9 protein-coding genes are annotated in these 13,402 nt (G+C 71.9%); 3 read left to right on the forward strand and 6 right to left on the reverse strand.

The features are described 5' to 3' along the window. Positions 1-26: 26 nt before the first annotated feature. The 6 genes from BA175_RS08075 to BA175_RS08100 form a co-directional block, all read right to left on the reverse strand. Complete coding sequence (locus BA175_RS08075; protein ID WP_069170610.1) at positions 27-1,223, reverse strand: YncE family protein; 1,197 nt, start codon at positions 1,221-1,223, stop codon at positions 27-29. Further along, the gene (locus BA175_RS08080) at positions 1,223-2,032 is read right to left on the reverse strand and encodes a polysaccharide deacetylase family protein (RefSeq protein ID WP_069170611.1); all 810 of its coding nucleotides are present in this window, start codon (positions 2,030-2,032) and stop codon (positions 1,223-1,225) included. Before BA175_RS08080 ends, BA175_RS08075 begins: the two co-directional genes overlap by 1 nt. A gap of 373 nt (positions 2,033-2,405) precedes the next feature. Next, the gene (locus tag BA175_RS08085) at positions 2,406-2,921 is read right to left on the reverse strand and encodes an ATP-binding protein (protein ID WP_069170612.1); all 516 of its coding nucleotides are present in this window, start codon (positions 2,919-2,921) and stop codon (positions 2,406-2,408) included. 250 nt (positions 2,922-3,171) lie between these two features. Further along, entirely contained in the window at positions 3,172-3,939 is a 768-nt protein-coding gene (locus BA175_RS08090; protein WP_069170613.1) for an enoyl-CoA hydratase/isomerase family protein, read from the reverse strand. A gap of 90 nt (positions 3,940-4,029) precedes the next feature. Then, positions 4,030-5,283 (reverse strand): L,D-transpeptidase, encoded by a 1,254-nt coding sequence (locus BA175_RS08095; RefSeq protein WP_069170614.1) that lies wholly within the window; start codon positions 5,281-5,283, stop codon positions 4,030-4,032. 201 nt (positions 5,284-5,484) lie between these two features. Further along, positions 5,485-6,705: a L,D-transpeptidase gene (locus BA175_RS08100; RefSeq protein WP_069170615.1), complete on the reverse strand. Its 1,221-nt coding sequence runs from the start codon at positions 6,703-6,705 to the stop codon at positions 5,485-5,487. 154 nt (positions 6,706-6,859) lie between these two features. Here BA175_RS08100 and glgX point away from each other — a divergent pair, with 154 nt between their 5' ends. From glgX to BA175_RS08115, 3 genes are all read left to right on the forward strand, one after another. Continuing rightward, a complete protein-coding gene (gene glgX, locus BA175_RS08105; protein WP_069170616.1) occupies positions 6,860-9,094 on the forward strand; it encodes a glycogen debranching protein GlgX in 2,235 nt (744 codons plus the stop codon). 286 nt (positions 9,095-9,380) lie between these two features. Then, complete coding sequence (locus BA175_RS08110; RefSeq protein WP_254667835.1) at positions 9,381-11,312, forward strand: ABC transporter ATP-binding protein; 1,932 nt, start codon at positions 9,381-9,383, stop codon at positions 11,310-11,312. Next, positions 11,309-13,180: an ABC transporter ATP-binding protein gene (locus tag BA175_RS08115; RefSeq protein WP_069170617.1), complete on the forward strand. Its 1,872-nt coding sequence runs from the start codon at positions 11,309-11,311 to the stop codon at positions 13,178-13,180. The genes BA175_RS08110 and BA175_RS08115 overlap by 4 nt, the downstream gene beginning before the upstream one ends. The last annotated feature ends 222 nt before the right edge of the window (positions 13,181-13,402 follow it).

Below are 13,402 nucleotides of genomic sequence, written 5' to 3' on the forward strand. Positions count from 1 at the left end.
CGCACGTCCGCCGCCGGCGCCGGACGTCAGCGGAAGACGCCGGTGTGGCCGAGCGAGTAGCGGCCGGGCTGCGGGTAGACCGCCAGCCCGTGCGGCCCGCTGCCCACCGGGATCCTGGCCAGCTGCCTGCCGTCCGCCGTGTCGATCGCGTACACCTCGGCGTCGTAGCGCCCCGACAGCCACAGGACCTTGCCGTCGGCGGACACGCCTCCCATGTCCGGGCTGCCGCCGTCGGGAAGGTGCCACTTCTTGGTGAGCGCGTTCTTGCCGAAGTCGAAGACGGACACGGAGCCCTCGTCCCGGTTCGTGATGTACATCTCCCTGGAATCACGGCTGATGTAGAGCCCGTGGCAGCCCTTGCCGGTGGGCAGCAGCTTCGGGGTACGGAACGATCCCGCGTCCAGGACCCACACGCCGTGCGCCTTCATGTCGGCGATGTAGAAGGTCCGGCCGTCGGGGGACAGCTTCACGTCCTGCGGCATGGCGCCCTGCAGCGGCAGCTTCTGCTGTCCGACGACCTCCATCCGCTCCGTGTCGACCTTGAGCAGTTCGCCGGAGAACTCGCAGGAGACGATGAAGAACCGCCCGTCGGCGGAGAAGTCGGCGTGGTTGACCCCCGCGCAGCTCACCGGCACGGCCTTGGCCCGGTCCATGGTCCTCGGATCCCGGAAGACCAGCTCCCGGTCCATCGAGGCCATCACGACGGCGTACTTTCCGTTCGGGGTGAAGTAGAGGTTGTACGGGTCGGACACGTCGACCGTGCGCCCGGTCCTGCCGGTCGCAGGATCGATGGCGGTGAGGCTGTCGCCGAGGTCGTTGTTGACCCAGAGCGTCTTGAGGTCCCAGGAGGGGACGACGTGCTGGGGCTGATCGCCGACGGGGATGGTCTCCACGACCTTGTACGTCGACGGGTCGATCACCGACACGGTGTCGGAGTTGGTGTTGGGTACGTACACCCGCGAGGGGAAGTCCCGTACGGCGGGCGCCAGCCGGCCGGGCCGGTCGGCTGCGTAGATGTCCGCGGGATCGAGCACGGGCGGCATCCCGGGGAGCCCGGGCGGGGTCGCGGCCCGTGCGGACCTGACCGGCGCGACGGCCGCCTCGGTACGCGAGGACGCGGCCCCGCGGTCCGCGGGGGACCCGCAGGCGGCGAGGGCGGCGGCCATCAGGCCCGCGAGCAGGGTGGTGGCGAGGGTGGTGGTGGTGCGCGTGGAGGGAAGCATCAGGTCAGCAGCTCCGTCGTGGTCACCGCGCGCAGTCGGCGCCGGTCGATTTCGGTGAGGAGGAGGGGAAGCGCGGCGATGGTGTCCCGGTAACCGAAGTGCAGGCTCACCACCGATCCGTTGCGGAGTTCGCCGGCGACCTTGCGGGTGACGGCGGCGACGCCCGGCGAGGTGAAGTCGAGGGAGTCGACGTCGTAGGACAGGACGTGCGGGTAGCCGGCCCGGCGGGCGAGGTCCTGCACGAGAGGGGTGGCGTACCGGGCGCGCGAGGGCCGGAACCACGTGCCGATGGAGCCGGTGAGCCGGTGCAGGCGCCGGGCGCAGCCGGTGATCTCCTCGTACGCCCGCTTCTCGTCCATGGCGTTGATGTCGAGGTGGTTCTGTGTGTGGTTGCCGAGGTCGTGTCCGCCGTCGAGGATCCTCGTGGCCATCCGGGGGTGTTCGTCGAGCCAGGTGCCGACGGCCAGGACGGTGAGCCGGGCACCGGCCCTCTCCGCCTCGTCCAGCACCGCACGGGCCAGGGCCGGGTCGCCCTGTCCGTGGAAGGTGAGGGCGACCCGTGGACGGTCGCGGGGCCCGTGCTCGATCTGGCCGGGCCGGCCGGGGAAGCGGTGCGGGGCGGCGGCGGGGCGGCCGGCCCCGTGGGCCTTGCCCGCGGACGGCGAGGGGGTCGGCGCGGGGCCGGCCGGAGCGTGGTGGGAGGCAGGCGCGTCCCGTGCGCAGCCCGCGGTGGCGGCGCCTGCCAGGAGGGCCCCGGCGGCGGCGCGCAGGGCGCCGCGGCGGGCCACCGGGGTCGTGCGACCGTCCATGGCCGTCACCTCGCGGTCGGTTCGGATGCTGCTGCCGGCTGACCCGAGACACAGTAGGACGCGAAGAGCGGAGGGTACGGATGGACGCCTTCAGAAGATGATCAATGAATCATCCGGTGAAGCTCATTGATATGCAGAGAAATCCAGGCGAGTGACCCACTACACCTGCGATTCTTTGATGAAACGACCGCTCTTGCGCCATTTTGGGCGGTTTGCGACTTTGGCACCGGGGTCGCCCGTATGCCATAGTCGTGGAGCGACCTCCTCCGACCCGAGCCAGGTCCCACGAGCGGCCGTGGACACACCCCCCATTCCACGGCCCCCTCAGGAGCCCCCGAAGCGCCGCACCCCGGCCGCCGGGGGCTCCTGCGCGTCAGCGGTCCAGCGTGCGCATCTCGAACCAGGTGTTCTTGCCGCGCGGTAAGAGATCGACGCCCCACCGGTCGGAGAGCTTGTCCACGAGGAAAAGCCCACGGCCGCTCACATCCATCTCCCGGACCGGCATCAGGCAAGGCAGCCCACGCGAGGGGTCGCACACCTCGACCCTGATCCAGCCGCGACGGCGCAGCATGCGCAGCCCGAAGGACCGGGCCCCGGTGTGACGGACCGCGTTGCCCACCAGTTCCGAGACGAGCAGCACGCCGTACTCGACGGTCTGCGGGGGAAGCGCCCACTGGCGCTGCAGCACACAGGAGGTGAGCCGGCGGGCGGTGGCGGCGGACTCGGGGCGGGAGGGCAGCCGGACCTCCCCCTCCGTCGGGTTCCCGAACAACTCCAGTATCCGGAAAGGCCGTTCGTCATCAACGGCCGACATCCTGCTCGCCGTCGCCGCACTGCTTCGCGGTCGCGGCTGCTCCACACCCTCCAGGCCCGCCATGCGCTCCATCATGGCCGCCCCCGACGCCTCCCGTGGCCGTCTCCGGGAATCGACCCCCCGGAACGGGGCGTTCCGGTCGGGTCTTCTGGCATATACCAGAGGCATGAAGAGTCCCTCGGCACCTGCTTCCAGCAGCAAGGACGCAGATCTGTGCGGTAATTGCACGGAGCGCGCACGGGTGGAACCTTAAGACTGCCTTAAGGTTCCACCGATCCGCTCGCACGGATGAACGCGCGTCCTGTTGTGCCGGACCGGCGTACGGTCAGAGGAACTCGGCCTTGCCCGGCCCCTCCTCCACGAAGCTGCGCATGCCCCGCTCCCGGTCCTCGGTGGCGAACAGACCGGCGAACCAGTTCCGTTCGACCGTGAGCCCGGTGTCGATGTCCGTCTCCAGACCCGCGTCCACGGACTCCTTCGCGGCCCGCAGCGCGAGCGCCGGGCCCTTGGCCAGCCGGGCGGCCCAGGCGTGCGCCTGCTCGTACACCTCGGCGGCGGGCACGACGCGGTCCACCAGGCCGATGGCCAGTGCCTCCTCGGCCTTCACATGGCGGCCGGTGAAGATGAGGTCCTTGGCTTTGGACGGACCGACGAGCCGCGCGAGGCGCTGGGTGCCGCCGGCTCCGGGAATCAGGCCGAGCAGGATCTCCGGCTGGCCGAGCTTCGCGTTGTCCGCGGCGATCCGGAAGTCGGCGCAGAGCGCCAGCTCGCAGCCGCCGCCCAGGGCGTAACCGGTGAGGGCGGCCACGACGGGCTTGGGGATGCGCGCCACGGCGGTGAAGGCGTCCTGGAGGGCCTTGGAGCGCACCACCATCGCCGGATGGTCCATCGCCTGCATCTCCTTGATGTCCGCGCCCGCCGCGAACACCTTCTCGCCGCCGTAGAGGATCACCGCACGCACGTCGTCGCGCCGGGCCGCCTCCTCGGCGAGCTCACGCAGCCGGTCCTGAGTGGCGATGTCCAGGGCGTTCATCGGCGGGCGGTCCAGCCGGATCGTCCCGACGCCGTCGCTTACTTCGAGGGTTACGGTCATGGGAGGCAGGTTAGAGGGTCGGCCGCCGACGGCACGGGCGGGCCCCGTGCCGTCGCTCACGGCACGGGGCCCGCCCACGCGGAAGGGGACCTACGCGGTCCACTCCGACCAGTCCATGTTCCAGCCGTTGAGACCGTTGTCCGGCTGGATCACCTTGTCGCGGGAGTTCTTCACGACCACCACGTCCCCGATCAGCGAGTTGTCGAAGAACCAGGCGGCCGGGGTCGTTCCGTCCCAGGCGCCGCGCACGTCCCGCAGGCCCACGCACCCGTGGCTGGTGTTGGCCGACCCGAAGATGCCGGACGAGCCCCAGTAGTTGCCGTGGATGAAGGTGCCCGAGGTGGACAGGCGCATCGCGTGCGGCACGTCCTTGATGTCGTACTCGCCGCCGAAGCCGACCGTGTCCCCGTTCATCCGGGTGACCTTGAGCTTCTCGCTGATGACCATCCGGCCGTTGTACGTGGTCGTCGACGGGGCGCCCGCGGAGATCGGGATGTCCTTGATCTGCTTGCCGTCGCGGACCACCTTCATCCGGTGGGAACCGGCGTCGACGGTGGACACCTGGCTGCGGCCGATGGTGAACTTCACGGTCTTGGCCTGCTTGCCGTAGACGCCCGGCCGGCCCTCGACGCCGTCGAGGTCGAGCCGCACGGTCACCTTCGTGCCCGCCGCCCAGTACTCCTCGGGACGGAAGTCGAGACGGTCGTTGCCGAACCAGTGGGGTTCGATCCGTACGGCGGGCTCCGCCGTCACCGTGATCGCCTTCTCCACGTCCTCCGGTGCGGTGATGCCCCGGGTGAAGTGGATCGAGACGGGCATGCCGACGCCGACCGTCGAGCCGTCCTCGGGCGTGTACTGCCCGATGAAGGTGTTCTGCGGGACGAGCGTCGTGAACGTGGTGTCCTTCGCCGACTCACGGCCCTTCGCGTCCTCGGCGACCGCGTGCACCGTGTACTTGGTCGCGGCGGCCAGGTGCCGGTCGGGCACCCAGCTCCGGCCGTCCGCCGCGATCCTGCCCGCGACCTCGCCACCCTTGGGGTCGGCGACCTTGACGGTGCTCAGCCTGCCCTGCGAGGCCGACACCTTCAGCGCCCCGCTGGTCGCCACGTCGTCGGCGCCGTCCTTCGGCGCGACGGTCACCACCGCCTGGGAGGCGCTGGTGTCGGCGGCCTTCGCGCCCGTGTCCCCGCCGTTCCCGGCTTCCTTCCCGGCCGCGCCCCCGCCGCACGCCGTCACCAGCAACAGCAGCGCACCCAGCACGGGTACGAGAAGTCCGGGGCCCCCGCGCCCACGCCGCTCCCCGCTCGCCCCGGCCGATGCCCCCGATATCGGCTGCCCGTTCAATGTGGTCGTCTCCCCTCGCACGGCCTGGCCCCGCCATGGCCCGCACCCCCGCGCGCTGTACACACGCTCGGCGCAAGATAATCACACCGCGGCTGAGGAGGACTCCCCCGGAATGTCACTGTTCCGTCCCAAGTGGCTTTCCGTAGCCGCCCGTCGGTCCCGGAGACGGCGTCCCCGGGACCGTGCAGGTCGGGGCAGGGGTCAGCGCAGGGCGGAGCCCGCCTTCCACGCGGCCCAGCCGAGGTTCCAGCCTCCGAGGCCGTTGTCCGGGGCGACGGTCTTGTCCGCGGAGTTGACGACCTCGACCACATCACCCACGAGCGTCCGTTCGAAGAACCAGCCGGCGGGGGTGTCGGAACTGCCGCCCTTCACGTCACGCAGGCCGATGCAGCCGTGGCTGGTGTTCTCCGTCCCGAAGATGTCGGGCGACTCCCAGTAGTTGCCGTGCAGGAAGGTGCCCGACTTGGTCAGCCGGATGGCGTGCGGGACGTCCGCGATGTCGTACTCGCCGCCGAAGCCGACGGTCCGCCCGTCCATCCGTGTGACCTCGTGCCGTTCGGAGACCACCATCTTCCCGTTGTACGTGGTCGTGCTCTCGGCGCCCGCCGTGATGGGCACCGTGCTGACGAGTTCCCCGTCGCGGCTCACCCGCATGGTGTGGTCGCGGACGTCGACGACGGATGTCTGGGACCGGCCCACCCGGAAGGTGATCCTCTTGCGCTGGCTGCCGTACACCCCAGGGGCGCCCTCGACGTCCCGCAGCCCCACGTCGACGGTGACCGCGGTGCCCGGCTCCCAGTACGCGGCCGGGCGGAAGTCGAGGCGCTCCTTGCCGAACCAGTGGCCCGCCACCTCGACCTCGGGTTCCGCGGTGATCCTGATGGCCCTCTCCACCGCGGCGCGGTTCCTCACCGGCCGGTTGAAGTCGAAGGAGATGATCATGCCGGTACCCACGGTGGACCGGTTCTCCGGCTTGAAGTAGCCGATGAAGCGGTCCTTGGGCACCAGGGTGGTGAAGGTCGTGCTGCGCGCCTCGCGGTGGCCGTCCCCGTCGACGGCGACCGCCTCGACGCTGTACTTGCCGGCGAGTCCGAGCCGGTAGTCCTTCTCCGCGGGAGCCCATGAACGGCCGTTCTCCGCGATCCGGCCCGGCACCTCCTCGTGTTCGGCGTCCTCGGTCCGTGTCACCTTCACCCGTTCCAGCCGCCCGTCGGGGACAGTGACCTCGATCCTGCTGTCCGCGCCGACGTTCTCCGCGCCGTCCTCGGGGACGATGCGGATGGCCTCCCCGGGGGCGCGGTCGTCCCCGAAGAACGACGCCGACCCGGTGCAGCCCGTCAGCACGGCCAGCACGGTGAACAGTCCTGCCCATGTCAGCACGGCGGCCGTACCCGCCCGTGCTCTCTTCGCTACGTGGTTCACGCTCCCCCAACGACAGGAGCCGCCCGGGGGAAACGTGAGTGCGGGCCCCGCCGTGGGCAGAACACAGGGGAGGACCACACCAGGAAGGCCGCGGCCGGGACGCCGCGCGCCCTTTCGCCGGGTACCGGTCCGACGAGCCGCAGGAGGCCGAGAGGTGTCGAGCACAGCGGAGCAGGAGGAAGCGCCGAGGGCGGCCGGAAGCGTGGTGGCGAGGGAACCTGCCGTACGGGACGGGCCGGGCGGACCACCCGTACGGCCGGGTACCCCGACACCGCTCGGGGCCCGCTACCGGGTCGGCCCGGACGGGTCGGCGGGCACCAACTTCGCCCTGTGGGCGGGCGGGGCGGAGGCGGTCGAGCTCTGCCTCTTCGACGGCCGGGACCGGGAGACCCGGCTCCCGCTGTCCGAGCTCACCCATGAGATCTGGCACGGCTTCGTCCCCGGCGTACGGCCGGGGCAGCGGTACGGCTACCGGGTGCACGGCCGCTGGGACCCGTGGACCGGAGCCCGCTGGAACGCGGCGAAACTGCTCCTCGACCCCTACGCCCGCGCGGTGGACGGCACGTTCGCCCTTCCACCGGAGGTGTACGGCCATGTGAGGGACTGGCCGCAGCAGCACGTCGCCGACACGGTGCGCGACGACCGGGACTCCGCGCCCTTGGTACCCAAGGGCGTCGTCGTCCACGACGACGACGACTGGGCGGACGACCGCAGGCCCAAGACCCCGTGGGCGGACTCGGTCATCTACGAGCTGCACGTCCGCGGCTTCACCAAGCTCCACCCGGACATCCCCCCGCACCTGCGCGGCACCTACGCCGGACTCGCCCACCCGGCCGCCGTCGGCCACCTCCGGCGTCTCGGCGTGACGGCCGTCGAGCTCCTGCCCGTCCACCAGTTCGCCCACGAGGACCACCTGCTGCGGCGCGGACTGCGCAACTACTGGGGCTACAACTCCGTCGGCTACTTCGCCCCGCACGCCGGCTACGCGGCGAGCGGCACGGCGGGAGGGCAGGTCGGCGAGTTCAAGAAGATGGTGCGCGCGCTGCACGCCGCAGGCATCGAGGTCATCCTCGACGTGGTCTACAACCACACCGCGGAAGCCGGCGAACTCGGCCCGACGCTCTCCCTGCGGGGCATCGACAACCGCGGCTACTACCGCCTGCAGCCGGACGCCCGCCGCTACGCGGACTACACCGGCTGCGGCAACACCCTGGACGTCGTGCAGCCGCAGGTCCTGCGGCTGATCACGGACTCGCTGCGCTACTGGGTGACGGAGATGGGGGTCGACGGGTTCCGCTTCGACCTCGCGGCGGCCCTCGCCCGCTCGATGCACGACGTCGACATGCTCTCCCCGTTCCTCGCGGTGATCGCCCAGGACCCGGTGCTGCGCCGGGTCAAGCTGATCGCCGAACCCTGGGACGTCGGCAACGGCGGGTACCAGGTGGGCGCCTTCCCACCCCTGTGGACCGAGTGGAACGACCACTACCGCGACGCCGTACGGGACTTCTGGCGCGGCGCGCTGCCCGACGTACGGGACCTCGGCTACCGGCTCACCGGATCCAGCGACCTGTATGCCTGGGGCGGCAGGCGCCCGTACGCATCGGTCAACTTCGTCACCGCGCACGACGGCTTCACCCTGCGCGACCTCGTCAGCTACACCCACAAGCGCAACGAGGCCAACGGCGAGGGCAACCGCGACGGCACCGACGACAACCGGTCCTGGAACTGCGGCGCCGAGGGCGAGAGCGACGACCCGGAGGTGAACGCCCTGCGCCTGCGGCAGCTGCGCAACCTCCTCACCACGCTGCTCCTGTCGACCGGGGTGCCGATGCTGGTCGCGGGCGACGAGATGGGCCGTACGCAGGGCGGTAACAACAACGCCTACTGCCAGGACAACGAGGTCGGCTGGCTGGACTGGTCGCTCCTGGAGCAGCCCCGGTGGCGGGGGCTGACCGAACTGACCGCCCGGGTGCTGGCCCTGCGCCACGCCCACCCGGTGCTGCGGCGGCGCGCGTTCTTCACCGGTACTCCCCAGGCCCCGGACGGGCTGCGGGACCTGGCGTGGTTCACCCCGCGGGGGACGGAGATGACGGAGGACGACTGGTTCGCACCCGCGGCGACGCTCGCCCTCTACCTCTCCGGCCGTGACATCCCCGGCCGGGACGCCCACGGCGGGCAGATCACCGACGACAGCTTCCTGGCGGTCCTGCACGCCGCGCACACCCCGTGCGACTTCAGCCTCCCCGGCGCCCCGTGGGCCCGGACGTACGAACTGGTGCTGGACACCTCGCGGGAGGACCAGTCGGCCGCGCCCGGGACGGTGCACCGGGGCGGCACGGCACTGGGTGTGCCGGCGCGGTCGGTGCTGCTGTTCCGGGTGACCGGGTGAGCGGCGTGGTGGCAGCCGGGCCGCCCCCGGGGCCGGGCCGCCGACCGCCGGCCCGGGCCCGCAGAAGCCCGCCCCGGCGACGACGGCCCGCCCGCGCCGTGCGCGCGCACCCCACCACGTCGGTGGCCGGCGGGCCCCCGGCCGGCGCCTCGGGCGGAGAGGCCCGGCATCCACCCGCACACCCGCACCGGCATCGGCCGACCGGCTGACGCGGGCGTACGACCCGCTCGCGGCGACCGGAAAAGCACGTGAGGGATGTCAGTGGTGAACCATAGGCTCGCTCGTGATGCCCGAAAAAAGTGCAGAGCCCACGGACCGGTCCGCCGTGCGCTCCCTCCTGCGTCTGTGGCCCTATGTCCGACCCGTCCGGGCGCGCTGGTTCGGCGCCGCTCTCGTGGCGGTCCTGGCGTCGTGTCTCGCCCTGGTGATCCCGCTCGTCCTGAAGTGGATGGTGGACGGCCCGGTCGCGGACCGTGATCCGGGCGGGGTGTGGCTGGGCGCGCTCTACCTGCTGCTCCTGGGGCTCGCCGAGGCCGGGCTGTTCGGGCTGCGGAGGTGGCTGGTGGCACGGCCGCTGGCGGGGGTGGAGGCGGCGCTGCGCGCGGACCTGTACCGGCATCTGCAGCGGCTGCCCGTGGCGTTCCACGACCGCTGGCCTTCGGGGCAGCTGCTGTCGCGCGGGACCACCGACCTGATGCTGCTCCGGATGTTCCTGGCCTTCCCCCTGACCTTCCTGCTGGTCAACACGACGACGATCCTCGTGGGTTTCGTCATCCTGTTCGCCCAGGAGTGGTCCCTCGGGCTGGTGCTGCTGGCTCCGGCGGTTCCTCTGGTGATCCTCTGCTCCGTCTTCGAGACGAAGTACTCCCTGGTGGCGCGGCAGGCGCAGGACCAGGTCGGCGATCTGACGACGGTCGTCGAGGAGAGCGTGCTGGGCATCCGCATCGTCAAGGGGTTCGGCCGGCACCGCAGCCAGGCGCGCGCCTTCCACGCGCTCGCCGGGCGGCTGCGGGCCACGGAGCTGGGCAAGGCACGGCTCCTGGCGGGGATCTGGGCCCTCATCACCGCCATCCCCGAACTGGCGATCGGCGCCGCGCTGGTGCTCGGCACGATCGAGGTCGCGGACGGCGGTCTGTCGGCGGGGACGCTCGTCGCCTTCCTGTCGACGGCGCTGGCGCTGCGCTGGCCGGTCGAGTCGATCGGCTTCCTGCTGGCGATGAGCCAGGAGTCCGCGACGGCCGCCGACCGCTTCTTCGAGGTCATGGACGTGGCGCAGGAGCAGGCCCCCGGGAGCGCGGGCACCGCCTCGGCGGCGGGCGGTCCGGGGATCGTCTTCGAGGGGGTCGAGTTCCGCCATCCCGACGCGGCGCCCGGCTCCCCGCCCGTACTGGCCTGCATCGACCTGCACATCCGGCCCGGCGAGACGATGGCTCTGGTGGGGGCGACGGGTTCGGGCAAGACGACCCTGACGGCGCTCGTCCCCCGGCTGCACGAGGTCACCGGGGGACGGATCCTCCTGGACGGCGAGGACATCGCGGGGATGGAACGGTCCCGGCTGCGCGAGCTGGTGTCCGTGGCCTTCGAGGAGCCGACGCTCTTCTCGGCGACCGTCGGGGAGAACGTGCTGATGGGCGCGGAGGACGCGGGCGAGGAGGAGCTGCGCCGGGCCCTGTCGGTCGCGCAGGCGGACTTCGTGTACGACCTTCCCGACGGCATCGGCACCCAGGTCGGTGAACAGGGGCTGAGCCTGTCCGGCGGCCAGCGCCAGCGCCTGGCGCTCGCCAGGGCCGTGGTGGGCGAACCCCGATTCCTGGTGCTCGACGACCCGCTGTCCGCCCTGGACGTGCACACGGAGGCGCTGGTGGAGGCGGCGCTGCGGCGTGTGCTGGAGCGGACGACGGCGATCGTCGTGGCCCACCGGCCGTCCACGGTGATGCTGGCCGACCGGGTGGCGCTGCTGTCCGGGGGCCGGATCAGCGCGATCGGGACCCATCAGGAGCTGCTGCGCGGCAACGCCGAGTACGCCTGGCTGATGTCGGGCGCGGAAGGTGCGGAAGGTCCCGCGGGCGCGGAAGCCGCGGGCGGCGGCGTGGACCGTGCGGAGGCCGCCGGCGGCGCGGGCCCGGAGGAAGCGAAGGGTGCCGCGGGCACGGGACGCCCGGTGGACACCGGCGCCCGCGCCGTGGTCACCACTGCCGAGGAGGGCAGCATCCGATGACCAGTACCACCACCGACGGCCGGGCCGTCGCCGACGAGGACCTGCCGGGAGAGGGGGCGCCCCCGCCGTCCGGCACCGGCGACCCGTTCGACCGGGACGCCCTGCCCGCCCCTCGCGGGGCGACCCGGGCGCTGCTGACCTCACTGCTGGCACCGCTGCGTGCCCGGGTCGTCCTGGCCTCCGTACTCCTGGTGGTCCAGCAGGCCGCCGTGCAGGCGGGGCCGCTGCTGGTGGCGTACGCCATCGACAGCGGCGTCCCGGCGTTCCGGGACCACGACTACGGGCCGCTGATCGCCGTGGGTGCCGGATACGCCGTGTGCTCGGTCGGCGCCGGGCTGATGCAGTACGCGTTCATCCGGGCCGCGGCCCGGATCAACCAGGACGTACTGCTCGACCTGCGCGGCCGGATCTTCCGCCACGCACAGGCGCTGAGCGTGGACTTCCACGAGCGCTACACCTCGGGCCGGCTCATCTCGCGCTCGACCACGGATGTGGAGTCCCTGCGCGAACTGCTCGGCGAGGGGCTGCAGGAGCTCATCGGCGTCGTGCTGTCGTTCGTGTCGATCTCCCTCATGCTGCTCTGGCTCGACCTCGGGATCGGCGCGATCGCCGTGGCCTCGTTCGCCCCCCTGTACCTGCTGGTCCGCACCTACCGGCGCCGCGCGTCCCAGGCCTACTCGGCACGCTCCTCCGCGATCGCCGCGGTCATCGTGAAGTTCGCCGAGACGATGAACGGCATCCGTCCCGTGCAGGCCTTCCGCAGGGAGCGCGTCAACGACGCGGACTTCGCGGTGCTCAACCACCGCCACGAGCGGAGGAACGGCGACGCGCTGCTGGAGATGGCGCGCTACGTCGTCGGCTCCCGGCTCGTCGCCAACACGGCGGTGGCCGCGATGGTCCTGTGGGGCGCCTACCGGGTGGCCTCGGGGACGCTGGCGCTCGGGGTGCTGGCGGCGGCCGTGCTGTACCTGCGGCGGCTGTACGACCCGATCGACCGGCTCGCGATGTTCCTCAACTCCTACCAGTCCGCGGCCGCCTCGCTGGAGAAGATCGCGGGACTGCTGGCGCAGACGCCCGCCGTTCCCGAGCCTGCCTCCCCGAAGCAGCTGCCCGCCCTGGCCGGTGAACGGCCGGGCCGCGAGGTCGTGTTCGACGGCGTGCGGTTCGCGTACCGGACGGGTGGCGAGGTCCTGCCACGCTTCGACCTGACCATCCCGGCGGGCCGGACCGTGGCCGTGGTCGGCTCCACGGGCGCGGGGAAGTCGACGCTCGCCAAGCTGCTGGCGCGCTTCTACGACCCGACCGAGGGCCGGGTCCTGCTGGACGGGACCGATCTGCGCGACCTGGCCACGGCGGAACTGCGCCGGGGTGTGGTGATGGTGACGCAGGAGGCGTTCCTGTTCTCCGGCACGATCGCCGAGAACATCGCGATCGGCCGTCCGGAGGCGACCCCGGAGGAGATCGAGCACGCGGCCAAGGCCATCGGCGCGCACGACTTCATCAGCGGCCTGCCCGAGGGGTACGACACGGACGTGCGCAAGCGGGGCGGCCGGATCTCGGCGGGGCAGCGCCAGCTGGTCGCCTTCGCACGGGCGTTGCTCGCGGATCCGGCGGTGCTGATCCTGGACGAGGCGACGAGCTCGCTGGACATCCCCGGGGAGCGTGCGGTGCAGCGGGCGATGGACACGGTGCTGCACGGCCGGACGGCGGTGGTGATCGCGCACCGGCTGTCGACCGTGGAGATCGCGGACCGGGTGCTGGTGATGGAGAGCGGCCGGATCGTCGAGGACGGCACCCCGGCCGAACTCATCGCCGGTACGGGCACGTTCGCCGGGCTGCATCGCGCCTGGCGGGAGAGCCTGGCCTGACGCGGCACCGGCGAGTGGAAAACCGGCCGCCGGGAGACGGTGCGGAACCGGCCACGGCGCCGCACCGTCTCATCTGGTGGCCGCCGTCCGCTTGCCGCCCGTCTGTGCGAACGTCGCTTAATCGAACGCAATCTCAACGCACCCTGCGCGTTCTGGTCGTGCGCCCTCAGGGGCCCGTCCTACGCCACAGGGATGACACGCGGGGAAACGTCCGCTTAACGA

This window comes from Streptomyces griseus, from assembly GCF_001715295.1.
Lineage (GTDB): Bacteria > Actinomycetota > Actinomycetes > Streptomycetales > Streptomycetaceae > Streptomyces > Streptomyces griseus_G.